General features: G+C 65.2%; 20 protein-coding genes. 3 read left to right on the forward strand and 17 right to left on the reverse strand.

Annotated elements, in window-relative coordinates; translation table 11 throughout:
* Positions 1–7 precede the first annotated feature (7 nt).
* Positions 8–529, forward strand: coding sequence for an O-acetyl-ADP-ribose deacetylase (locus AC1DKY_RS14550; RefSeq protein WP_441604484.1), 522 nt, complete (start codon positions 8–10; stop codon positions 527–529).
* On the opposite strand, the gene AC1DKY_RS14555 is transcribed toward AC1DKY_RS14550, so the two are convergent.
* The 11 genes from AC1DKY_RS14555 to AC1DKY_RS14605 form a co-directional block, all read right to left on the reverse strand.
* The gene (locus AC1DKY_RS14555) at positions 513–2,210 is read right to left on the reverse strand and encodes a BatD family protein (RefSeq protein WP_441604485.1); all 1,698 of its coding nucleotides are present in this window, start codon (positions 2,208–2,210) and stop codon (positions 513–515) included. The genes AC1DKY_RS14550 and AC1DKY_RS14555 overlap by 17 nt on opposite strands.
* A complete protein-coding gene (locus AC1DKY_RS14560) occupies positions 2,207–4,123 on the reverse strand; it encodes a VWA domain-containing protein (protein WP_441604486.1) in 1,917 nt (638 codons plus the stop codon). The genes AC1DKY_RS14555 and AC1DKY_RS14560 overlap by 4 nt, the downstream gene beginning before the upstream one ends.
* Positions 4,120–5,100: a VWA domain-containing protein gene (locus AC1DKY_RS14565; protein WP_441604487.1), complete on the reverse strand. Its 981-nt coding sequence runs from the start codon at positions 5,098–5,100 to the stop codon at positions 4,120–4,122. Before AC1DKY_RS14565 ends, AC1DKY_RS14560 begins: the two co-directional genes overlap by 4 nt.
* A complete protein-coding gene (locus AC1DKY_RS14570; protein WP_441604488.1) occupies positions 5,097–5,630 on the reverse strand; it encodes a DUF4381 family protein in 534 nt (177 codons plus the stop codon). The genes AC1DKY_RS14565 and AC1DKY_RS14570 overlap by 4 nt, the downstream gene beginning before the upstream one ends.
* Entirely contained in the window at positions 5,627–6,559 is a 933-nt protein-coding gene (locus AC1DKY_RS14575; RefSeq protein ID WP_441604489.1) for a DUF58 domain-containing protein, read from the reverse strand. Before AC1DKY_RS14575 ends, AC1DKY_RS14570 begins: the two co-directional genes overlap by 4 nt.
* A complete protein-coding gene (locus AC1DKY_RS14580; RefSeq protein WP_441604490.1) occupies positions 6,556–7,551 on the reverse strand; it encodes an AAA family ATPase in 996 nt (331 codons plus the stop codon). The genes AC1DKY_RS14575 and AC1DKY_RS14580 overlap by 4 nt, the downstream gene beginning before the upstream one ends.
* A 155-nt stretch (positions 7,552–7,706) precedes the next feature.
* Positions 7,707–9,830 carry a type IV pilus secretin PilQ gene (locus AC1DKY_RS14585; RefSeq protein WP_441604491.1) on the reverse strand — a complete coding sequence of 708 codons (2,124 nt, stop codon included), beginning with the start codon at positions 9,828–9,830 and terminating at the stop codon, positions 7,707–7,709.
* A gap of 54 nt (positions 9,831–9,884) precedes the next feature.
* Positions 9,885–10,421 (reverse strand): pilus assembly protein PilP, encoded by a 537-nt coding sequence (locus tag AC1DKY_RS14590; RefSeq protein ID WP_441604492.1) that lies wholly within the window; start codon positions 10,419–10,421, stop codon positions 9,885–9,887.
* Positions 10,418–11,101 (reverse strand): type IV pilus inner membrane component PilO, encoded by a 684-nt coding sequence (locus tag AC1DKY_RS14595; protein WP_441604493.1) that lies wholly within the window; start codon positions 11,099–11,101, stop codon positions 10,418–10,420. The genes AC1DKY_RS14590 and AC1DKY_RS14595 overlap by 4 nt, the downstream gene beginning before the upstream one ends.
* Positions 11,101–11,823: a PilN domain-containing protein gene (locus AC1DKY_RS14600; RefSeq protein WP_441604494.1), complete on the reverse strand. Its 723-nt coding sequence runs from the start codon at positions 11,821–11,823 to the stop codon at positions 11,101–11,103. Before AC1DKY_RS14600 ends, AC1DKY_RS14595 begins: the two co-directional genes overlap by 1 nt.
* Entirely contained in the window at positions 11,823–12,881 is a 1,059-nt protein-coding gene (locus AC1DKY_RS14605; protein ID WP_046972148.1) for a pilus assembly protein PilM, read from the reverse strand. The genes AC1DKY_RS14600 and AC1DKY_RS14605 overlap by 1 nt, the downstream gene beginning before the upstream one ends.
* A gap of 249 nt (positions 12,882–13,130) precedes the next feature.
* Here AC1DKY_RS14605 and AC1DKY_RS14610 point away from each other — a divergent pair, with 249 nt between their 5' ends.
* The gene (locus tag AC1DKY_RS14610; RefSeq protein ID WP_441604495.1) at positions 13,131–15,659 is read left to right on the forward strand and encodes a penicillin-binding protein 1A; all 2,529 of its coding nucleotides are present in this window, start codon (positions 13,131–13,133) and stop codon (positions 15,657–15,659) included.
* An 85-nt stretch (positions 15,660–15,744) separates the two neighbouring features.
* Entirely contained in the window at positions 15,745–16,419 is a 675-nt protein-coding gene (locus AC1DKY_RS14615; RefSeq protein ID WP_441604496.1) for a hypothetical protein, read from the forward strand.
* A gap of 140 nt (positions 16,420–16,559) precedes the next feature.
* Here AC1DKY_RS14615 and AC1DKY_RS14620 read toward each other — a convergent pair whose 3' ends face one another.
* The 6 genes from AC1DKY_RS14620 to AC1DKY_RS14645 all read right to left on the reverse strand — a co-directional run bounded on the left by AC1DKY_RS14620 (position 16,560) and on the right by AC1DKY_RS14645 (position 24,456).
* On the reverse strand, positions 16,560–17,855 hold the full coding sequence (locus AC1DKY_RS14620; protein WP_441604497.1) for a citrate synthase: 1,296 nt from the start codon (positions 17,853–17,855) through the stop codon (positions 16,560–16,562).
* Between the two features lie 256 nt (positions 17,856–18,111).
* The gene (locus tag AC1DKY_RS14625) at positions 18,112–18,357 is read right to left on the reverse strand and encodes a type B 50S ribosomal protein L31 (RefSeq protein ID WP_046972144.1); all 246 of its coding nucleotides are present in this window, start codon (positions 18,355–18,357) and stop codon (positions 18,112–18,114) included.
* 106 nt (positions 18,358–18,463) lie between these two features.
* Positions 18,464–19,390 carry a nucleoside hydrolase gene (locus tag AC1DKY_RS14630; RefSeq protein ID WP_441604498.1) on the reverse strand — a complete coding sequence of 309 codons (927 nt, stop codon included), beginning with the start codon at positions 19,388–19,390 and terminating at the stop codon, positions 18,464–18,466.
* Positions 19,391–19,566: 176 nt separating this feature from the next.
* Complete coding sequence (gene recG, locus AC1DKY_RS14635; protein ID WP_441604499.1) at positions 19,567–21,684, reverse strand: ATP-dependent DNA helicase RecG; 2,118 nt, start codon at positions 21,682–21,684, stop codon at positions 19,567–19,569.
* A gap of 80 nt (positions 21,685–21,764) precedes the next feature.
* A complete protein-coding gene (locus AC1DKY_RS14640; RefSeq protein WP_441604500.1) occupies positions 21,765–22,148 on the reverse strand; it encodes a RidA family protein in 384 nt (127 codons plus the stop codon).
* Between the two features lie 145 nt (positions 22,149–22,293).
* A complete protein-coding gene (locus AC1DKY_RS14645) occupies positions 22,294–24,456 on the reverse strand; it encodes a RelA/SpoT family protein (RefSeq protein WP_441604501.1) in 2,163 nt (720 codons plus the stop codon).
* Positions 24,457–24,484: the final 28 nt, after the last annotated feature.

Genomic DNA, 24,484 nt, shown 5'->3' on the forward strand with positions numbered 1-24,484 from the left:
AAGGCCTATGAACATAGACATCATTGTCGGCGACATTACCGCACTGGACGTGGATGCCATCGTCAACGCCGCCAACAGCGCGCTGCTGGGCGGCGGCGGCGTGGATGGCGCCATCCACCGGGCGGCGGGCCCGAGGCTGATGGAGGCCTGCCAGGCCATACCCGAGCTCAGCCCCGGCGTGCGCTGTCCTACCGGCGAAGCGCGCATCACCGCCGGATTCGACCTCAAGGCACGCTACATCATCCATACCGTCGGCCCGATCTGGCTGGGCGGCCAGAGCGGCGAGCCTGAACAGTTGGCCAACTGCTATCGGCAAAGCCTGGTGCTGGCGACAGAATATGACCTCAATTCGATCGCCTTCCCCGCGATCAGCTGTGGGGTCTACGGCTATCCGCCGCATCGGGCCGCGCGGGTGGCCGTGCGCAGCCTGCTGGATGCGCCGCAGGGCGGTCCATCAGAGGTGCGGGTCTGCTGTTTCAGCGAGGACATGGCCGCCATCTGGCGCGAGGCGCTCAGCGACGCACATTGAACGGATAGAGCGGCGGCAGCGGCGAGGCGTTCGACGCTTGCGCCAGGGGCTGCCACGCAAATCCATTTTTGAACGCAGCAGCGAGGCGCTCGTCCAGCCCGGCATCGTCCGCGCCGGCATAGCGTTTGCGCTGCAAGGCATCGATGGCTTCGCGTTGAGCTCCTGCAGACAAAGCCAGGGCGAGTTCACCGAGATTGCGTAGCGCAGGCCTTTCCGCCTGGGCCCAGGCGAGCAAGGAGGCCGCCTGTCCTGCCGCATCCTTGCCACGGGCAGCAGCAAGAAAGGCCGCGCGCAGATGCGATGCCGTGGCCTGGGTTTCCCGTGGCGGCGCATTCGCCGCCAGCCCGCCGCGTCGACGACGCCAGATCAGCCAGGCCAGCACCGTCAGTACCCACAAGCCGAGGCTGGCGAAGGCGATACTGCGCCACCAGGTGTGTTGGACGACGACGGTGGCCTGCGCCGGCGCGACTTCGACAGGTATGGCGTTGCTTTGCGGCGTGGGCGCTGCCGACGCCGCTGGCGCGCCTGCCGCCGCCAGCACGTTGAACGTCTGCGCCGGAATGCGCGCTGTTTCGGCGTGGTTCTCCACCACGTTCCACCAGGTGAGCGTGGTTTCCGGAATGCTCAGCTTGCCGGCGCGATTGGGCACCACGGCGAAGCTCTGCTGACGACGCCCCACCAGCCACGGGCCTTCCACGCGCGTGCCATTCACCGGCTTGTCCGGATACACAGTGGCGCCGTCGAGCGCGGGCAGGCTGAGCGCAGGCAAGGCCTCGTACGGCAGGCCGACGGCCTGCACGTTCATCACCAGGTTCAATGGTTCGCCCACATGCAGATCGCCATGCGACGGGCCGCCATCCAGCGTGAGATTGAGCGAACGCGCAGGCAACCATGCCGCCTGCGCCGCCTGCGTGGGAGCCGGCCGTACATCGATGTCCACCAACGGCGACGCCGCCGTGATCGGCGTGCCGTTGCCGAAGAAGGCGTCGGGGTTGGCCATGTTGACCGACTCGCCCTGGAAGGCCACGGCTGGAATCTGCAGATGGCCTTCGCGCTGTGGCGTGGCCGCGTAGCGGCGCTCGATCACGTTGTAGCGACGACCGCCCCGCTCCGCCTGATAGGTGATTTCATCGCCGAGGCGACGGAAGTCGATGCCGGTTACTTGCGGGTCTTCCAGGGCACCGCTGGTCAGATCGGTGGCGTAGAACAAGCGCACCGTATAGACGATCTGCTGGCCGACATACGCGCTGGCGGGATCGACCGTCGCCTCGACGAAGACGTCCTTGCGACCCGCCGCTGCTGCGCTGGCATCGGGCTGCACCACCTCCAACGCCACTGGTGCGGTGGTCCCGCCGGCAAAGGACAGCGCTGGAATGCGCAAGGTGCCCACACGCAGCGGACGCAATGCCACGCCCACCGTAACCTGCGCGGCGCGCTGGCCGTTGATGATGCTGATGCTGGTGTTGCTTGAAGAGCCAAGCACGGCGAAGTCCTGCGACAACGCGCTCAGGTCCGGTGTGGCCGCCATGGCTCCGCCACTGGCGCGCAGATTCAGCGTGACTGTCTCACCAAGCTCCACGCGGTTGCGATCCAGCGTTGCCTGCACGTCCGCGGCGAACGACGCCAGCGGCCACAGGCACGCGAGGCAAAACAGCAAGATACGAAGATAGCGGGCCTTCACTGCGAGTCACCTTCAGACGGCGATGCGCCACCATGGCGCTGCCGGTATTCAAGTTCGAACTTGCGCCGTAACAGCGCGCCCGGATCGTCAGGCACGCGCTGCAGCGCCTGTCGCACATCGGCAGGCAGTTTCGATTGGGCGTCGTCTTTCTCGATGGCGCCAAGTTCGTGGGTGCCGTCGCGCGCTTTCTCGTTGGCTTGCTGCTTGCCCAGCGCCTCGTCCATCTGCTTTTGAAGCGCCTGTTGCGCCTGGGCCTGGCGTGCGCGCTCCTGCGCCTGTTGCTCGGGCGTCTGCGGCTGATTGACGCCTTCCTGGCCGGGCGACTTGTCCATCGTCTGGTTGCGCCCCTGCTCGCTCTGATCGTGGCTCTGGCCTTCCGAACCGCCGTGCGCATCCTGCGAGGACTTGCCTTGGCCCTGGTCCTGTTTGCTCTCGTCGCGCTGCTGGCCCGCCTGGCCTTGTGCATGGTCGGGCGGTGTAGTCGAGGGACCCGAGCCTGCCTTGCCCTTGTTGTCCTTCGCACCGTTGTCGTTCTGCGGATTCTTAGGCTGATGACGCATCCAGTCTTCCACCGCCTTGCGATTGGCCAGCGCATCGGCGTTCTTGGGATCGGCCTTGAGCGCTCGATCGTAGGCATCCAGGGCGCCTTGGTAATCGCGCTGCCTGGCCAGCGCATTGCCAAGGTTGTATTGCGCGTCAGTGCCCGCCAGCGGGCGCAGCTGATGGCCTGCCGCGGCGTAGTCTCCGGCGCGATAGGCGGCCGCTCCACGCAAGGCGGGATCGCGCGCCAACTGCTCGGCACGCCTGGCATCGCCCTGTTGCAACGCCATGGCGGCTTGTTGATCGGGGCGACGCCACAAATCGCTCCACGTGCTCGCCTGTGCAACACCGGGCATCGCGGGCAGCAACGCCAGCGCGAACAGCATCAGCCAACCACGGCGGAACGACGTGGCCGCCAGCGGCAGCAACAACAGCAGCAACCATGGCCCGCGATCCTGCCATTCGTCGCCGTGCAGATCGGCCGCAAGTGTTGCCGGTCCGCCTGCGCGCAGTTCGCCATCGAGCGCGCGTATGTCGCGATCATCATCGGTCATCGGCACGTATTGCCCGCCGCCGCTGGCGGCGAGTGCGCGCAAGGCATCGTCGTTGCGCCGCGCGAGCGTCACGCCGCCTTGCGCGTCGCGCTGGAAGCTGTTGTCCGACAGCGGTACCGGGCCACCTTGCGCAGTACCGATGCCCAGCACCGAAACGCGCACGCCATCGGCCAGCGCCTTGCGCGCGGCAGCCTGCGCCGCAGCATCGGCATCATCGGTGACCAGCACCAGCGAGCCGCCGCCGACCTTGGCGTCGTGTATCAGGCTGACGCCGCGTTCGATGGCCTGGGCCGGATCGTCGCCATCGACAGGCATGGTATCGGGCGAGAGTGCCGCCAGCAGATCGTTGAGCGCCGCGCCATCGGAGGTCAACGGCGCCACCACGAAGGCTTCGCCAGCGTACGCAATCAACGCGTTCAGCCCATCATGATTGCTGGCCAGGAGATCTCGCACCTTGTAGCGCGCGCGATCCAGCCGGCTTGGTGTCACATCGCGCGCCAACATGCGCTGCGACAGCGACACGGCCACCACCTGGGCGGCGCGTTTCGCATACAAGGGTTGCGCCACGCGGCTCCAGGTGGGTCCTGCCATCGCCAGCGTGACGAGCGCCCAGCCACAGGCCAGCAACCATGGCGTGGCGCGCCTGCGCACGGGATTTCCTGTCAACAGGAACGGCAACAACTCCGCATCGACCAGGCGCGACAGTTGTTCGCGCGCACCGTGTCGCCCTGCGGCAAGCGCAATCAACAGCGGCAGCGCGCAAAGAGCGAGCAGCCACCACGGCCGCAGGAAATGAAACTGCTGCCATGCCTCGCTCATGCAAACGCCTCCCGGCGGCGCACATGCGGTGCGAAGGCGAGCAGCCATGCCAGCACGGCGAAGCCCAGCGGCCAGCGGAACAACTCATGGCGCGGCCGCAGCGAAGGGCCTTGTTGCGGCATCGGCTCCAGAGCATCGATGGCGCGATAGGCATCGGCCAATTGACTGGCATCCGTAGCGCGGAAATAGCGACCACCGGTCTGCGTCGCCATGGTGCGCAGCATGTTTTCGTCCAGGTCCGCCGACGGATTCACCGTATGCGTGCCAAACAAATCGGGAATGCTCATCTCCGTGGCGCCGATGCCGATGGTGTAGATGCGCACGCCCGCGGCTTTCGCCGCATGCGCGGCATCGAGCGGCGCGATATTGCCGGCGTTGTTGACGCCGTCAGTCAGCAGCACGACTACGCGCGCCTGCTCCGGCAAACCCGCCAGCCGCTTCACCGCCACGCCGATGGCATCGCCAATCGCCGTTTCGGTACCTGCCAGGCCCACGGCCGCGCCCTGCAGCTGAGCGCGCACGGCCTGCAAGTCATAGGTGAGCGGCGTTACCAGGAAGGCTCGGCTGCCGAACAGGATCAAACCCATCTCATCGCCGCTACGACGCCCAATGAAATCGCCGGCAATCGCTTCCACTGCGCCAAAACGGCTTACCGGCTGTCCGCTCAACTGCATGTCATCGGTACGCATGCTTCCGGATAGATCGACCGCCAGCATCAGGGCACGTCCGCTGCGCTGCTGGGCCTGGGGGGGACCCACCCATTGAGGGCGCGCGGCCGCGCCCAGCAGGGCCAGCCATGCGAGCACGAGCAACCACATGCGCCAGCCGCCGCGCCCCTGTCGCTCGGGCGTGTCCAGATGCACGCCCGGATGAGGAATATGCAGGGCCTGCCCCGGCGAGGCGGGACGCAGCCACCAACGCAACAGCCACGGCAGCGGCGCCAGCACGATGACCCACGGCCAGACGAACTCGGTCATGGCAGCATCCCGCTCGCCTTGCGGCCGCCTAACGCCTGACCCGACGATCGGACGCGGTGGCGCCACGCCAGCTGCAACCAGCGGCGCGTGGCGCCTGCCGCGGCATCGGGGTCCAACGACGTCGTCGGGCGATACATGGCTGCTTCCAAGCCGTGCAGTTGCTCAAGTGCGATGGCGTCGACGGGCATCCGCGCCAGCGTCTGGCGCCAGGCATCACCACGCTGCTGAGCGGCAGCCGGATCGATGCGCAGCGCGCCGCGCCGCAGCAGCTGGTGCAAACCACTGGCGAGCGCCTGCGGTTGCTCGCGACACGACGACAGCACCTGGTCCACCTCGGCCAACACGCGCCGTTCGTCGCCAGCACGGCGGCGCTGTCGACGCCACCACCAGATGGACACGCCGACGGCGAGCAGTCCCAACACCATCAGGCCCCACCATCCGGGCGCCAACGGCCACCATGAGGGCGGCGGCGGCAGATGGATGTCGCGCAGCAAAGGGCCGTTGGCCGGTGCGGCGGCTGGCGCGCTCATCGACGTACTCCGGGCGCCAGCAGCGACATCACGGCATCCAGCGGATCGGCGGCGGTATCGATGGTGCTGTGCGGCAGGCCGAGCGCTTGCGCCATGGCGTTGAGTCGGCTCTGCCCTGCGCCGAGCGCCTGCTGGAACTCGCGGCGCTGACGCCCGCCAAACAGGGCCACTTCGCGGCGGATGCCATCGTGTTCCATCGGATAACGCCCTGCGGGCGGCAGCCCCAGCTCCAGGGCATCTGCCACCACCAGCACGCGGATGCCCGCCTTGTGCGACAGCTTGAGCAGGTGACCCTGCGCACCGTCGTCGCAGCTGAGCCCGTCGCTGATCAACAACACGCGATTGGCGCCATGCATCAGCCGCCCCGCGCGCAACAGCACATCGGACAGCGGCTCGCCCGGAATGGGCGCATAGCTGGCATCCCAATCCGCCAGCGCACCGCAGACGGCGAGCGCACCGCGCGTGCCCGACTGAGGCCGCAGCATGCGGTGACCGTTACCAAAGGACATCAAGCCTACCCGCTCACCCGCGCGCACGGCGTACCACGCAGCCAGCGCCGCAGCACGCGCAGCCTGCACGGATTTCAGGCGTACACGGGTACCAAAGCGCATGCTCTCATGGGCGTCGAGCAGGATCAGCAAGCGACCCTCGCGTTCCTCCTGGAACAACTTGGTGTGCAGGCGGCCGCTACGCGCGGTCAGCCGCCAATCCATGCGTCTCACATCGTCGCCCGGCTGGTAGACACGCGATTCGGCGTAATCCATGCCGCGGCCGTATAGACGGCTGGATTGCTGGGCCGAGCGCATCGCCCGGCTTTCCAGCCTCGGCAGCGCCGCTTTGGCGACCCGTGCGCGCAAGGCCACCAATTCGGCGAGGCGGACGCTCGTACGGCCATCGCCGTCCGGTGTGATGGGAGCAACGGCACTCACGGCAGGGGCACAAGATCCAGCACGCGGCGTATCACCTGATCGCTGCGAACGCCTTCGGCCTCCGCCTCGTAGCTGAGCAGGACGCGATGGCGCAGCACTTCGTGGACAATGGCGTGCACGTCCTCAGGCAGCACGTAATCGCGCCCCGCCAGCCAGGCGTGGGCGCGAGCGCAGCGATCCAGTGCGATGGTCCCGCGCGGGCTGGCGCCCCAGGCGATCCAGCGCTTGAGCTCGGCGCCATAGACGCCCGGTTCGCGCGTGGCCAGCACCAGTTGCGTGATGTATTCCTCCAGCGCCGGGGCCATGTGTACATCCAGCACCGCGTCGCGCGCACTGAATACATCGGCCTGGCTCAGGCTCGGCCGCGCCACCGGCACCGGATGCAGGCTCCTGCGCGCCTGCTCGCGGGCCAGCTGCAGGATGGCCAGCTCGGCAGCCGCGTCGGGGTAGCCGATGGTCACGTGCATCACGAAGCGATCGAGCTGCGCCTCGGGCAACGCAAACGTGCCTTCCTGCTCGATCGGGTTCTGCGTCGCCATCACCATGAACAGCTCCGGCAGGCGCCAGGTGCTGCGCCCCACGGTGATCTGGCGCTCGGCCATCGCTTCGAGCAGTGCCGATTGCACCTTGGCCGGTGCGCGATTGATTTCGTCGGCCAGCACGATGTTGTGAAACAGCGGGCCTCGCTCGAACTCGAAACTGCCTGCTTGCGGACGAAACACGTCGGTGCCGGTGAGATCAGCCGGCAGCAGGTCGGGCGTGAACTGCACGCGGTGGAAATCGGCCTCGATGCAGGCTGCCAGCGCCTTGACGACAGTGGTCTTGGCCAGGCCCGGGGCGCCTTCGACCAGGAGGTGACCATCGGCCAACAGGGCCACCAGCAGGCAATCGATCAGGTGCGGCTGGCCAATGACGCTGCGTTGCAGCTCATCGCGCACACGCAGGAAAGCCTCTTGCAGGCTGGATGAGGTGGGGGCCTCGGGCATGTCCATCGGGGAATCCATCAAGGTTGAACGTAACGACAGACCTTAACTGGCTCCGGAAGTTTACTACCCATGACTTCCGGCCCCCATCGAGCGCGGCTCGCGTGCCCAAAACAAAGGGGCGGCCGAAGCCGCCCCTTTGCCTTATTTCAGTGAAACCGCGCTTATTGCAGGCTTTCGCTCAGGATGCGCGGGGTCACGAAGATCAGCAGCTCCGCCTTGTCGCTTTCGCGCGTTGTATTGCGGAACAGCACGCCCAGACCCGGGATATCGCCCAGACCAGGCACCTTGGTGGCGTTGTTCTGCTTGGTGATCTCGTAGATGCCGCCCAGTACCACCGTCTGACCGTTGTCGACCAGCACCGAGGTGTTGATCTCACGCGTGTCGATCTGCGGCACTTGGCCACTGCCCGGCACGGTGATGAAGTCCGCCAGAGCGTCCTTCTTCACGTTGATCATCAGGTAGACGCGGTTGTCGGAGGTGATGGTCGGGGTGACCTTCAGCTCGAGGACGGCGTCCTTGAACTGCACGGTCGCTGTACCGCTGCCCGACGCGCCGGTCGCGCTGTTCTGGTAGGTCACGTAGCCGATTTCCTGACCCTGGCGGATCACTGCTTCCTGCTGGTTGGCAGTGATGACGCGTGGGCTGGAGATCACTTCGCCACGACCTTCGGTCTGTGCGGCCGAGAGTTCGAGGTCCAGGGCGTAGTTCTTGCCGAGGATGCCCAGGGCGAAGCTGCCGGCCTGGGTGGTGGTCGGTAGATTGACGTTGATGCCACCGGCCGTGCCGTCACCATTGGATGTGCCACCCGTCGAAAGCGTCTGGCCGCTCGGGTTCACCTTCTTGGCCTGCACACCGAACTTGGCGCCGAGCTCGCGGGTGAAGTTGTCCGTTGCGATGACGATGCGCGACTCGATCAGCACCTGCTGCACCGGCTTGTCCAGCACGGCGATGAGTGCACGCAGCTCGCGGATCTTCTGCGGGTTGTCGTTGATCAGCAGGGTGTTCGTACGATCGTCGAACGAGACGCTACCGCGCGAGGACAGAAAGCCGCGCGAGGCGTTGCTGCTGGTGCCGCCACCGCCCGTGCTCTGCTGGCTGCCCGTGGTCAGCAGCTTGGCAATGTCCTTGGCCTTGCCATAGCTGATCGGCACATAGTCGGTGACCAGCTCGGCGTTGTCCTCAGCCTTCATGCGGGCATCGGCAATGCTCTGCTCGTACTTGGCCAGCTCTTCCTGCGGCGCAATCCAGATCACGTTGCCGTTGCGGCGCTTGTCCAGGCTCTTGGCGCGCAGCACCACGTCGAGGGCCTGATCCCACGGCACATTGACCAGGCGCAGCGTAACGCTGCCACCCACCGTATCGGAAGCCACCAGGTTGAGACCGGAGATATCAGCCAGCAGCTGCAAGGCCGAGCGCACCGGGATGTCCTGGAAGTTGAAGGTCACGCGGTTGCCCGTGTAGACCGGCTCCTGGCCCTTGGCCGCGATGGCGTCGGCCTTCGGGTCCTTTTTCCTCGGCGCCACTTCCACCACGTACTGGTTGCCACTCTGGTAGGCCGACGTATCGACCACACCCTTGGTGCTGATTTCCATATGCGCACCGCCACCATTGGACTTGGTGACGATCGACTGCACCGGCGTGGCGAAATCAAGCACGTCCAGACGCTGGGCCAGATTGGGCGGCAGGTTGGCGTGGCTGATATCCACGATCACCTTGTCACCCTGATGCTTCATGTCGGCGCTGGCGCCGGCAGCACTGAAGTCGATCAGGATGCGGCCTTCGCCATTGGGACCGCGGCGGAAGTCGATGTTGGACACCGCCGGGCCGCTGGCCATCGACGGCAGCGCCTTGGACGGATCGATGTTCGATGCCGTGGTGGTGGTCTGCGCATCGGTACCGTTGTTCACCGTGAGCACGAGGCTGTTGCCCTCGACGCGGGAACGGTAGGTGGAGTCGCGCACCAGCTCGACCACGACGCGGGTGCGGCCGCCGGCGGAAACCGCCGAGACGCCGGTCGTTGCACCCTTGCCGATATCGAGATGGCGAGCCGCCGCGTTATCGGTATCGGGGAAATCGACCGCGATGCGCGGTGGATTGCCGGTGGTGAAGATCTTCGGTTCCGGCACCGGACCCTGGGCGAAGTTCAGATGCAGCTCGACACGGCCACCTGGCAGCGTGTCGTAGCTGATGTCCTTCAGGGTGCTGGTGGCCGCAGCCGCCGCGTTCGACCAGGCGGCGCCCAGCGTCAGCAGGCCCACAACCACATAACGGCTAGCCTGGCGCATGACACTGCCCCGAACGGTTTTGATTTGGTTGGTCATTGCATCAGCCCCTGTTTCTTATTTCTCGCTGAGCGCGATGCTGGCGGAACGTTCCATCCAGCCACCGTTGCCATTGGATACCAGTTCCACCAGGTCGATATGGTCATCGGCTACCGCGGTGACCCGACCATAGTTCTGGCCCATGTATTCGTTGCGATGGACACGGTGGATCACGCCACCGGGGTCCTTCACGAGCACTTCCGTTGCGGCACCTGTCCCCACGGTGCCGACCATCTTCAAGCTGTCCAGCGCAAACATTTCCAGCGGCTCCTTGGCGCGGTTTTCATCCGGCCGTGGCCCCGTGTTGGCGCTGCCCTGGAGTTCGGCCGTGCTCGGGCTGAACGGATCACGCTTGTCCTGGTCGTTGTACTGGAAGGTCTCGAACGTCTTGATGACGGGCAGCGGCGGGATCGGCGCGCCCTTCTTCTGCTTTTCCTGGGCGACCCACTGGTGGAGATCGTCCTGCCCGCTACAACCGGCGAGCGTGAGGACGACACCCAATACCAGCACGGCTTTGCCCATGGAGGCAGGCTTGATGGCAGCGAACTTGCTCATTTCTGCCCTCCCGTGTTCGCGGCCGGCTTGCCGTGCGTCGACTTGGCGTTGGCTGCCTTGGCGGACGCGCTTTCGTCTTCGTCCAGATAGCGATAGGTCTTCACGGTGCCCTGCAGTACCAGCAACCCGTTGGCGGCACCCTTGGCGCCTGGATTCTTGGGCGTGAGCGACACGTCGTGCATGGTCAGGATCACCACGCGCGGCAGCGAAGCCACGCCGCTGATGAAGGTGCCGAACTGGTGGTAGGTGCCCACCATGCGCAACTGGATCGGCTTTTCCGCGTAGAAGTCTTTCGGCGACTCCGGACCGGGCTGGAACAGCTCGGTTTCCAGGCCGGCCGACAGCGCCGTCTGCGAAACGTCGATCAGCAACTCGGGCATCTCGGTCTTGCTGGGCAGCTGGCGCAGCAACTGGCGCAGCATGTCCTGCATCTCGTCAAGCTGCTGCTGGAGAGCCTCGAGATTGACCGCCTTGGCCTGCTTGTCGGAGAACTCTTTCTTGAGCTGGTCTTCCTTGGCAACGGCCAACTGCAACTGGTCCTGCTGGTCGCTGACGAAGAAGTACCAGCCGCCCAGCACGATGAGGGCGAGCAGCAAACCGGTAAAGAACATCTTGACCGACTTGGGCCAGCCGCCGATGTTGTTGCGGTCCAGGCTCTGCAGATCATTGAGGAACTTCATTACTTGGCTCCTCCGTTGGCTGCAGGGGTCGCGGCGGCAGGGGCGGCGGCCGGCGTAGCCGGGGCTGCCACGGTCGCGGCCTTGGCAGGCTGCGCGTCATGGGCCGCGGCCGGCTGAGCCGTGGAGCTGGCGGAGGCCGGTGCATGACCTTCGCTGGAACCATCGCCGTTGTCGTCACCCTTGGGCCGGCTCAACGCCACATCCAACCCGAACGCGTACGGCAGACGGCTGTCGCCATGCGTGTTCTCGGTCTTGCGCAGATCGGCATGCCCCATCCACTGCGAGGTCTCGATGTTGCGCATGTACTCGGCCACGCTGGCGTTGGATTGCGCCACGCCATCCAGCGTCATCGAATCACCGGTCTGCTTGAGACCGTTGAGGCGGGCGCTGGCCGGGATCGTCTTCACCAGCTCGTCGAACAGATGGACCATCTGCGAACGGTTGGCCTGCAGCTGCTCGATGATCTGCTTGCGCGCGAGCAGGCTTTCGCGGACTTTTTCAAGGTCCTTGATCTTGGTGATGCGCTCGTCGAGCTGCTTGATCTCGCCCTGCAGATAGGCGTTGCGGTCGTTCTGGCTGCTGATGCGGCCATCCATCCAGCCGTACCACACCAGCACGGCGAGCACCGCTGCCACGGCAGCCGCGCCCAACTGCATGAAGAACTCGCGCTCGCGCTGCTTGCGGCGCTCGGTGCGCCACGGAAGTAGGTTGATGTGTGCCATCAGTCAAAGCTCCTCAGCGCGAGGCCGACCGCGATCATCAATGCGGGGGCGTCCTGTGCCAGCGACTGGGCCTGCACGCGAGGCGACAGCGACATGCGCGCCAGCGGGTTGGCCACCACGCACGGCACGCCAAGCTGGTCTTCGAGCATCGGACCGATGCCTTCGATGGATGCGCAACCGCCAGCAAGCACGACCTGGTCGACCTTGCTGTATTCGCTGCCGGCGAAGAAGAACTGGAGCAGGCGGCTGATCTGCTGCACCAGCGATTCCTTGAACGGCTCCAGCGCCTCGCTCTCGTAAGAGTCGGGCAGGCCACCCTTGCGCTTGGCGCGACCGGCTTCCTCGTAGGAGAGGCCGTAGCGGCGCATGATTTCGTCGGTGAGCTGCTTGCCGCCGAACACCTGCTCACGCGAGTAGATGGTGCGCTGGTTGCGCAGCACCGACAGCGTGGTCATGGTGGCGCCGATGTCGACCACGGCGACGAGCGCGTCGCGACCGACGTTCAACTGGTCGGCCACCATCGCAAACGCGTTTTCCATGGCGAACGCTTCGACGTCGATCACCTTGGCGGACAAGCCACCCAGATCGAGCGCGGCCACGCGCATGTCCACATTCTCGGTACGCGAGGCGGCCAGCAGGATGTTGTTCATTTCGGGGTTGTCGCGGACCGGACCGAGGATCTCGTAGTCCAGGCTGACTTCCTCGATCGGATACGGGATGTACTGGTTGGCCTCGACCTGGATCTGGCCTTCCAGATCATCCTCGGACAATTCGCTCGGCATCGGGATCACGCGCGTGATGACGGCGGACCCGGCCACCGCCGCGGACGCGTGCTTGAGCTTGGAACCCGAACGCGCCAGCGCACGCCGAATCGCCTCGCCCACGGCCTCGACCTCGACAATATTCTTTTCAACTACAGCGTTGGGGGGCAGTGGCTCGACCGCGTAATGCTCCACGCGATAGCGACCGCCGGCCTGGCTGAGTTGCAGCAACTTGACGGCCGTCGAACTGATGTCGACGCCAACAAGTGGCGGCTTCTTGGGTGTAAAGAGCCCCACGATGTTCCCCCTTGCCCCTGTGCGTCCAGACTCAGATTGGTCTGATGCGCATCGGCATTTAATCCAAAAATTAACGTATTGGCAACGGCCTACGAGCTTTTTCTCGACTCATTCGCGTGACGGCATCCACAGGTTGGGCGACTGGGCCACTGGCCTGCTTCTTGCTGTGACGGGCTCGGTTCATGCCGTGGATACTGCTACATCTATACTCTGACTTGTTTTGACTCACGTCTCGCAAACACCCAAATCATGCAAATTCTTAAGCGGTTGCTGCGCTGGATCCTCGTCCTGGCTTTTACAGGTTTGCTGCTGGGTGTCGCGGCGGTTGGCGTGGCCTACTGGCTTATTTCCCCCCGGCTCCCCTCCGTGGCGGTCCTTAAGGACTACCACATGCAGGTGCCGCTTAGGGTGCTTTCGGCAGATGGCAAGCTGATTGCGAGCTTCGGCGAGACCCGCCGCATCCCCGTGGCGATGGGCCAGGTGCCCGACCGGCTCAAGCACGCGGTGCTCGCCGCCGAGGACGCCAGCTTCTACCAGCACCCCGGCGTGGACTGGCACGGCATCGCCCGCGCCAGCTGGCATGTGGTGGCCTCGGGTGGCGACAAGGGCTCGGGCGGCTCCACCATCACCCAGCAGGTGGCGCGCAACTTCTTCCTGAGCCCGGAAAAGCTCTATTCGCGCAAACTGACCGAGATCTTCATCGCCCTGCGCATGGAGAGCGAGCTGACCAAGGACCAGATCCTGGAGCTCTATCTCAACAAGATGTTCCTGGGCCACCGCTCCTACGGCGTGGCCGCGGCGGCCTCCTATTACTACGGCAAGACGCTGGACCAGCTCACCGTGGCCGAATGCGCCACCCTGGCCTCGACTTTCCAGCTGCCTTCGCTGGTGAACCCGCTCAACAGCCCCAAGCGCATGCTGGCGCGCCGCAACTGGGTGCTCGGCCAGATGCTGGAGAACCGCTTCATCTCCAAGGCCGAGTACGACCAGTCCATCGCCGAGCCGATCAACGCTTCGCCGCATGAGCCGGCCATCGAGGTGGATGCGCCGTATCTGGCCGAAATGGTGCGCCTGCAGGTGCTCGACCGCCTGGGCAACGACGCCCTCACCGAAGGCTATGTGGTCAAGACCACGGTCGACAGCAAGCGCCAGCAGGCCGCAGTGGATGCCATGCGCTCGGGCCTGGTCGAGTATGACCACCGCCACGGCTGGCGCGGCCCGGAGGCCCACCAGGAGCTGGCTGCCGATGCCGGCACGGATGAACTGGAGCGCGCCCTGGCCGGCTACACCGACATTTCCGGCATGCAGCCAGGCATCGTGACCCAGGTGTCGGCCACCGCGGCCAGCGTCTATCTGGCCAGCCGCGACGAGGTGCAGCTGAACCTGGATGCGATGAGCTGGGCCCGTCCGCGCATCGATGACACCCGCGTGGGGGCCACGCCCAAGAGCGTCTCCACCGTGCTCAAGCGCGGCGACATCATCCGCGTGGCGCGCGACGACAAGGGCCAGTGGCTGCTTACCCAGATCCCGGCGGCACAGGGCGCGCTGGTCTCGCTCAATCCCGAGGACGGCTCGCTGCAGGCCCTGGTCGGTGGCTTCAACTTCCTGCGCAGCAAGTTCAACCGCGCCGTGATGGCCGCACGCCAGCCGGGTTCGAGCTTCAAGCCCTTTATCTACTCGGCGGCCTTCGAGCGCGGCTTCACGCCGGCCTCCATCGTCAACGATGCACCGCTCGCCCTGCCCGACCCCTCGCGCCCTGGCGGCCTGTGGACGCCGTCCAACGACGACGACAAGTTCGATGGCCCGATCCGCCTGCGCGAGGCCCTGGTGCAATCCAAGAACCTGGTCTCGGTGCGACTGCTCGACGCCATCGGCGTGCGTTTCGCCCGCGATTACGCCACCCGCTTCGGCTTTGCGCTCGATTCGCTGCCCAGCAACCTGTCGATGGCGCTGGGCACGGCCTCGGTGTCGCCGATGAGCATGGCCCGTGGCTACGCCGTGTTTGCCAATGGCGGCTATCTGGTCACCCCGTACTTCGTCAGTGAGATCGATGACCGCGACGGCAAGCCGGTCTATCAGGCCAATCCGGCCCGCGCCTGCCGCACCTGCGCCGAACGCCTGCTCGATACCCGCCCGCCCGGCCCGCCGCCGGCCAATACGGGGGCCGCACCAGGAAATTCAGTCGCCGCTGCCGCCAGTGCGCCGACAACTTCCGGCAGCGTAGCCGGCGTCGGCGATGCCGTACTCCCGGCCGACGCCCATGGCGACGGCGCCCACCCGCCAGTGCTGGCGCCCCAGGTCATTGAGGTGCGCAACGACTACCTGGTCACTTCGCTGATGCAGGACGTGGTCAAGCGCGGTACCGGTGCGGCCGCCGCCGCCCTGGGCCGCACCGACCTGGCCGGCAAGACCGGTTCGACCAATGATCACCGCGATGCCTGGTTTGTCGGCTTCAACGGCGACCTGGTGACCTCGGTCTGGGTGGGCTTCGACGACTTCGGCTCGCTCGGCAAGGGCGAGTTCGGCGCCAAGGCGGCCCTGCCGATCTGGATGAGCTATACCGGCGCGGTGCTGAAGGACCAGCCGGCCTCCATCTTGCCGTTGCCGCCCGGTATCACTACGGTACAGATAGACCGCCAAAGCGGCCTGCCCGCCGGCGCGGACGACCCGAACATCATGTCGGAGATCTTCAAGGTCGAAGACGTGGATCGACTGCGTAACCAGGCCAACCAGCAGCAGGAGGACCAGGATCAGCAGCACGCCTACGACATCTTCTAATCGTCGGCAGCGCCGGTTCCGTCACCAGACCGTGCTGCCGCTGGCGTCCGCAACGACGGGCGCCAGATTGCCGGGGGAATGAGGCATGGCACGAGGTCAGCACCATCGCATCCACGCGCAGGATCGCCTGCAGCGCAATCGTCTTCGCGTCGCCCAGGAAGCGGCGCGCTTGATGAGCGAGCACGGCATCCGCGATTTCCATCACGCCAAGGTCAAGGCCGCCGAGCGGCTGGGCATCCTGGACGCGCAGGCCTTGCCGCGCAACAACGAAATCGAAGACGCACTGAGGGAACACCAGCGCATCTTCCACGCCGAATCCCAGCCCCAGTTGCTGCAGGAACGACGCGAGGCCGCCGTGGAAGCCATGCGCTTCCTTGACCGCTTCGATCCGCGACTGGTCGGCGCCGTACTTGAAGGCACGGCGGATGCCCACTCGGCGGTCTGCCTGCATGTCTTCAGCGACACCGCGGAAAACGTCGTGTTGTTCCTGCAGGAACGCGGCGTACCAATCACCCAGCAGACGCGCCGCCTGCGCACCACGCGTGACGAGCAGGAGGAATATCCCGTACTGCTGTTTGCCGCCGACGGCCTGCCCTTTGACATCACCGTGTTGCCGCGCGATGCGCTGAAGCAGGCGCCGCTGGATCGCATCGATGAGAAGCCGATGCGAAGGGCGTCGCTGGCTGCCGTCGAGGAGTTGCTGGCTACAGCCGACAACGACGATGAGTTTGAGAGGATGTTGTCGTCAGCGCTTCGTTGACAGGCCTGTCGCGCACAGGGTGCGCTCCCACAGGGATGAGGGCTGTTGTGGGAGCGCACCCTGTGCGCGACACAATCTTGCCGATACCCACAAAAAAAGCCCCGGAAAACCGGGGCTTTTTCATTCAATGATCGAGCGAATCAACGCTTGTCGCTAGCCACGTAGTTACGCACGTCAGCACCCGTATAGATCTGGCGCGGACGACCAATACGCGATCCCGGCGTTTCATGCTGCTCGATCCAGTGCGAGATCCAGCCCGAGGTGCGGGCGATGGCAAACATCACCGTGAACATCTCGGTCGGGATACCCAGGGCCTTGTAGATGATGCCCGAGTAGAAGTCGACGTTCGGGTAGAGCTTGCGCTCGACGAAGTAGTCGTCCTTCAGCGCCGCTTCTTCCAGCTTCATGGCCACGTCGAGCAGCGGGTCGTTGACGCCCAGCTCGTTGAGCACCTTGTGGCACATCTCGCGGATGATCTTCGCGCGCGGATCGAAGTTCTTGTAGACGCGATGGCCGAAGCCCATCAGGCGGAAGTTGTCGTTCTTGTCCTTGGCGCGCTTGACGGCGGTCTCGACCTTGTCGGCGGTGCCGATCTCTTCGAGCATCTTGAGCACAGCTTCGTTCGCGCCGCCATGGGCCGGACCCCACAGCGCGGTGATGCCGGCAGCGATGGAGGCGTACGGGTTGGCACCGGTGGAACCGACCAGACGCACGGTCGAGGTGGAGGCGTTCTGCTCGTGGTCGGCGTGCAGGATGAACAACAGATCCAGCGCCTTGGCGGCGACCGGGCTCATCTCCAGCGGCTCGCTCGGCACTTCGAACATCATGTGCAGGAAGCGGTCGACGTACTCGAGGTTGTTGCGCGGATAGCGGAACGGCCAGCCGATCGAGTAACGGTAGCAGGCAGCCGCAATCGTCGGCATCTTGGCGATCAGACGGATCGCAGCGAGCTTGCGGTCATCGGGGTTATCCACGTCGATATCGTCGTGGTAGAAGGCCGACAGCGACGCCACCGAGGCGGCCAGCATGGCCATCGGATGCGCGTCGTGATGGAAACCCTTGAAGAAGTCCTTCAGCGACTCGTGCATCATCGTGTGATGCGTGATGTCGTGCTCGAACTTGGAGAACTGATCCTTGTTCGGCAGCTCGCCATTGAGCAGCAGGTAGGAGGTCTCGAGGAAATTCGACTTCTCGGCCAGCTGCTCGATGGGGTAGCCGCGATACAACAGCACGCCTTCGTCGCCGTCGATATAGGTGATGGCGCTCTTGGTGCTGGCGGTGCTGCCGTAACCCGGGTCGTAAGTGAAATGTCCCGTGTCCTTGTACAGCGTTCCGATGTCGATGCATGCGGGACCTAACGTGCCGCTGAGCAGGGGCAGTTCACTGCTGCGGTTGGTCGACTCATCCACCAACTTGACGATCTTGGAATCGGACACGGAAAACCTCCTTCACGCTTATGTCGTCGCCGACGTGTCGCGCGAAGGCGATGGCCGACGAGGTAGGGTTGATGTCGCGTGGGGGGATGGCTGCGACACCTCGCCGCCGATTATCGCATATCGTCCCGCCAACATGCCCTAGCGGATGGTCGGATGGGCGGACGCAAAAACGCACGGGGCGAGCATCAGCTCGCCCCGTGCGTTTCAGCTTGCGTACGCTGCGTGGCCGCAGCGTGACAGCAGAGACTTCGCGCGATTACTTCTGCGCGTAGCGACGACGGAACTTGTCGACGCGGCCGCCGGTGTCCAGCGACTTCTGCTTGCCGGTGTAGAACGGATGGGAATGGCTCGAGATATCCACCTTGACCAGCGGGTACTCGTTGCCGTCTTCCCACTTGACGGTGTCCTTCGAGGAAATCGTCGAACGCGTCAGGAACGCGAAATCGGACGACAGGTCCTGAAACACCACCTGGCGATAATTGGGATGGATATCGGGCTTCATGACTGACTCAAAGCGGTGGGTGAAAAGAGCGGCATTTTAACCATGAGCCGCCCCCATTGGCAAGTCGCTCAGGGACTTGGACCGGCGGATCGCCCATTGTAGCCGTTCAGGCGCCCAGCGCCCGCCTCACCATGGCGCCGAAACGGGCCTGATCCACCTCCATCACGATGCGGGCATTGGCCGGGCGGCCCAGCCTGGCGGTCCAGTCCACCACGGTGGCGCCACGGGTCAGGCGGCCATCCATTTCGACGGCGACGTGGCGCTCTTCGGCTCGCGTCACCATGGCCGGATCGATCGCCACCGCCATCGCCAGCGCGTCCGCCGCGATCACGCCGCGACGGCCGCGCTTGGCATTGAACGCACGCGCCGTGCCGAACACCTGCTCGAAGAAGGTCGCGCGCTGGTCGCCTGCAGCGATCCAGCCATTGAATTCCTCGTCGTCGAAGGCGTGGCGCAGCACCACTTCCCAGTCGACCAGGTCGAACATCGGGAAGGCCTCGAACACCACGTGCGCTGCCTCGGGATCGAAACCGATATTGAATTCGGCGGGAATTTTGCCGGTGTTGCCCAGCCCGGTGACCGCGCCACCCATGATCACCAGGCGCTTCACCCGCTGCGGCAAGGCGGGGTCGAGACGCACGGCCAGCGCGAGATTGGTCAGCGGTCCGAGAGCCACCAGGGTCAGCTCGGGATGTTCGCGGGTAAGACGAATCAGTGCATGCGCGGCGTGCTCATCGGCAGCCACGCTGCGCGGCTCCGGAAAGCCGACATCGCCCAGGCCGTCGGTGCCATGCACGTGCACGGCGTCTTCTTCCGGCATGCGCACCAGCGGCGTCGGACAACCCGGGAACACCGGCGTCGGCTTGGCCACCAGATCCACCAGCGTGCGCGCATTGCGCACCGTATGCGCGAGGCCGACATTGCCCGCTGCAATGGTCAGTCCGAGTACGTCGGCATGCGCATGCGCCATCAGGATGGCGAGCGCATCGTCTACGCCCGGGTCGGTGTCGATCAACAGTTGCAGCTGGGTCATGGGGAACTCGCGTTAGGGAGCGAACCGATTAGCTTAGGCGTTCTACGGACGCGCGCAAGCGTCAATCGGCAGCGCAATTTATTGTGGGAGCGCACCCTGTGCGCGACTCGTCCTGCGAGGTGCCGGCGAAAGGCTGTCGCGCACAGGGTGCGCTCCCACAGGGAGAGTGCTCCTCGCTAGGCATGTGCGTAACGGGCGGCAGCGCCGATCCAGCGCGCAATCAACCCTTCGGCCTGCTGCGGATGATGCGCCAACAGCACCGCACCCACCTCCTGCACGGCCGGCAGCAGATGCGCATCGCGCGAGAGATCGGCGATGCGGAAACTCAGCTGGCCCGTCTGCCGCGTGCCCAGCACTTCGCCGGGGCCGCGCAATTCCAGGTCTTTCTCCGCGATGCGAAAACCGTCATTCGTGTCACGCATGACCTGCAGGCGTTCGCGCGCCAGCTGGCCAAGCGGTGGCTGATACAGCAGCACGCAGTTCGAAGCGATCGCCCCTCGCCCCACTCGCCCGCGCAACTGGTGCAACTGGGACAGCCCGAGTCGTTCACTGTTTTCGATCACCATCAGACTGGCGTTGGGCACATCCACACCCACTTCGATCACGGTAGTGGAGACCAACACCGAAAGTTCGCCTGCCTTGAAGGCATCCATCACAGCCTGCTTTTCCTTGGGCTTCATGCGCCCGTGGATAAGGCCAATGCGGCAATCGGACAACGCCGATGACAACTCCGCGTGCGCCACTTCGGCAGCCTGCGCGCGCAGCTGTTCGGATTCTTCGATCAGGGTACACACCCAGTACGCCTGGCGCCCTTCGAGACAGGCCGCGTGAATGCGTTCGATCACATCGAAGCGGCGCGCGTTGGAAATCGCGATGGTCTGGACGGGCGTGCGGCCCGGCGGCAGCTCGTCGATCGCCGATACATCGAGATCCGCGTACGCGCTCATGGCCAGCGTGCGTGGAATCGGCGTGGCGGTCAGCACCAATTGATGAGGCACCAGGCCGCTCTCATGGTCCGCGCCCTTGTCGCGCAAGGACAAGCGCTGCTGCACGCCAAAGCGATGCTGTTCGTCCACGATCACCAACCCAAGCTGCGAGAAGGACACACCCTCTTGCATCAGGGCGTGCGTGCCGATCACGACATGAGCACCCGATGCCACCCGCTGCAAAGCCTGCTGGCGCGCCTTGCCCGTCACCTTGCCGGCGAGCCATGCCACTTCGATGCCCAGCGGCGTCAGCCAATGGCGGAAGTGCTGCAGATGCTGCTCGGCAAGCAGTTCGGTCGGCGCCATCAAGGCCACCTGCTGGCCGGACTCGACGGCAGCCAAGGCCGCCAGCGCGGCCACGATGGTCTTGCCGCTGCCCACATCGCCCTGCACCAGCCGCAACATCGGGCTGCCCTGGGCGATGTCCTTGGCAATCTCCTGGCTCACACGTTGCTGCGCGCCAGTGAGTCCGAACGGCAGACTGGCCAGCAACCGTTCGCGCAGCTCACCCGTACCGGGCAGGCGCGGCGCATGGCGCCGACGCACCGCCGCGCGCATGCGCTTGAGGCTGAGGTGCTGGGTGAGCAATTCTTCGAACGCCAATCTTTGCTGCGCGGGATGACGACCGGTAGTCAGCTGGCCGAGATGGGCATCCGGCGGCGGACGATGCACATAGAGCAGCGCTTCGCGCAGCGAGGTCAAGCCGTGGGCGACGCAGAGCTCGGTGGGTATCAGCTCCAGCTGCGCATCCTGCGGCAGCAGCGCCAGCGCCTTGGCGATCACGCCGGCGAGCCGCTTCTGCCCCAACCCTTCGGTCGTCGGATACACCGGCGTCAGCAATTCATCGACGACCGCAGGCTCGTCGCCGCTCAGTCGCTGGTACTGCGGATGCACCATCTCCAGCCCGAGCGCCGCCTGCCGCACTTCGCCGTAGCACAACAGGCGCGTGCCGGGTTTGAGCTGTTCGGACTGGCTGCGATTGAAATGGAAGAAGCGCAACACCAGGGTCTGCTGCGAGCCGTCGGTAATGGCTACCTTCAACTGTGGCCGATAGCGAAACCCGCGTTCGACTGCCTCGACCACGCCCTCGACCTGTGCGCGCTCGCCGGGACGCAGATCAGCGATGGGAGTGAGGTGGGTACGGTCCTCGTAACGCAGGGGCAAGTGGAACCACAGGTCCTGCACGCGCTCCAGACCAAGACGCGCCAGCGTTTCCGCCAACGCCGGGCCGACACCAGGCAACGCCGATACCGGCGTGGCGCCGGGGTCGGAAAGTATCGTGGCGGCATTGGCGCGACTGGGCGGCATCGACGAAGCCTAACCGAGCCCACCCTCGCGCTGCAGCCGGCCGCACGCGGCCACCTGTCAGCGCGGGGCGTGCGGTTCGATCAGTCGAGCACCATGATGGCGTCTACTTCGATGTCCGCCAGCTTCGGCAGCGCAGACACTTCGATGGTCGAGCGCGCCGGGAACGGTGCCTGGAAATACTCGGACATGATCTCGTTGACGGTGGCGAAGTGACCCAGGTTGGTCACGTAGATGCCAACGCGCACGATCTTTTCCAGCGAGCCACCAGCAGCCTCTGCGACCGCCTTGAGGTTGACGAACACCTGGCGCGCCTGCAGGGCGATGTCGCCCTCCACCATCTGACCGGTGGCCGGATCCAGCGGAATCTGGCCCGAGAAATACACCGTGTTGCCGGTGCGCACAGCCTGCGAGTACGGACCAATGGCGGCAGGCGCCTTGTCGGTGGTGATGATGCTGCGGGACATGGTTGGTTCTCCGAACAGGGAATCGGGGATGGAAGCTGTGCGCCTCACGGACTGGGGATCATAGCCAGACATCGAGCAGGCTAAAAGAAGCGGACACGCCCGAGCGCCGCCCTGTTCACCACTGACTATTTGCGATTCACCGCTCTCAAAGCGGATAACGGTAGGCGCCGCTCACCACGCCGGTACGACGCACGCGGCGGATCACTTCGGCCAGATGCTTGCGGTTCTTCACTTCGAGGGCGAACAACAGCGTGGCCGCGGCCGCATCGCGCTCCACGTATTCCACGTTCTCGATGTTCGAGTTTGCGGCCGCGATGGCCGCCGCCACGGTGGCGAGCACGCCCGGGCGGTTGATGACTTCGATACGCAGTTCGGCGCGGTAATCGCCCTGCACATCGCGATCCCATTCGATCGCCACGCAGCGCTCGGGCGACTTGCGCAGTTCCACCACATTCGGGCATTCCACCCGGTGGACCACGATGCCCTTGCCCGACGAGAGATAGCCGATGATCTCGTCGCCCGGCAGCGGGTGACAGCAATTGCTGAAGCTCAGCACGCCGCGTTCGGCGCCGGTGATGCGGATCTTCTCCATCACATGCGGCGACTGCTGCACATCGGAGGATTTCTTGCCACGCGCGGCCACCAGCTGGCTGGCCACCAGATGCGGGATGCGATTGCCCAGCGCGATGTCCGACAGCAGTTCTTCCAGACGCTTGAGCTTGGAGGTTTCGAGGAAACGATCCAGCACGGCTGGCGGAATCGCATCAAGGCTGGTGCCCAGCGCATCGAGTGCGCGATCGAGCATGCGATGGCCGAAGTCGACGGCATCCTCATGCTGCAGGTGTTTGAGGTACTGGCGGATCGCCGTGCGCGCCTTGCCCGTCACCACCGATTCCAGCCAGGCCGGATTGGGCAGCGCGGACGGCGCCGTGATGATTTCCACCAGCTGGCCCGATTCCAGGCGCGTGCGCAGTGGCACCAGCTTTTTGTCGACGCGCGCAGCCACCGCGTGGTCGCCCACGTCGGTGTGCACGGCATAGGCAAAATCGAGCGCAGTGGCATTGCGCGGCAGCGCGAGGATGTCGCCGCGCGGCGTGAACAGATAGACCTCGTCCGGGAACAGGTCGATCTTGACGTTCTCGATGAACTCAGACGAGGAAACGGTGTTGGCCTGGCTGTCCGCCAGCGACGACAGCCATTCGCGGGCGCGCGCCTGGGCGCTGTTGGCCGGACCCGAATCGGTCTTGTACGCCCAGTGCGCTGCCACGCCGCGCTCGGCCACCGAATCCATTTCCGCCGTGCGGACCTGCACTTCGATCGGCGCGCCGAACGGCCCCAGCAGCACGGTGTGCAGCGACTGGTAGCCGTTGGCCTTGGGAATGGCGATGAAGTCCTTGAAGCGTCGGTCCACCGGCTTGTACAGCCCGTGCACGGCGCCCAGGGCCATGTAGCAACTCATGGCCGAATCCACCACGACGCGGAAGCCGTAGACGTCCATCAGCTGCGCGAAACTCTTGTGCTCGTTGCGCATCTTCGAATAGATGCTCCACGGCGACTTGATGCGACCCACCACCTTGGCGGTGATGTGGTCGGCGCCAAGGCGCGTGGACAGTGCCGCTTCGATCTTGCCCATCGCTTCGCGGCGATTGCCCAGCGCGGCACGGATGCGCTCGCTGATCACGCGGTAGCGATCGGGGTAGAGCGCGCGGAAGCCCAGGTCCTGTAGCTCCGCCTTGAACTTGTTCATGCCCAGTCGCTGCGCGATGGGCGCATAGATTTCCAGCGTTTCGCGAGCGATGCGGCGGCGCGATGGGGCGTCTTTCGCGCCCAGCGTGCGCATATTGTGCAGGCGGTCGGACAGCTTGATCAGGATCACGCGCAGGTCGCGCGCCATCGCCAGCAGCATCTTGCGGAAGCTTTCCGCATCCGCTTCCTGGCGGCTGGAAAAGCTCATCTTGTCCAGCTTGGTGACGCCATCGACCAGTTCGGCGACGGTCTCGCCAAATTCGCCGGCGAGCTCGGTGCGGCTCAGCGAGGTGTCTTCCAGCGTGTCGTGCAGGATCGCCGCGATGATGGTCTCGGCGTCCATGCCCAGCTCGGCCAGGATGCCGGCCACCGCCACGGGATGGGTGATATAGGGCTCACCGCTCTTGCGGGCCTGCCCTTCGTGCGCCACGGCGCCCACTTCGTAGGCGCGCACCACACGGGCCACCTGCGATTCGGGCAGGTAGGCCACGCGCTCTTTCAGAGCCAACACGTACGGCGGCAGCGTCGACGTATCCAAGGTGGAGTCCGTGACGGCCGGCATGGTTGTTCGGTCCCCGCTCAGGCGACCG

It is taken from the genome of Dyella sp. 01N448, from assembly GCF_056399225.1.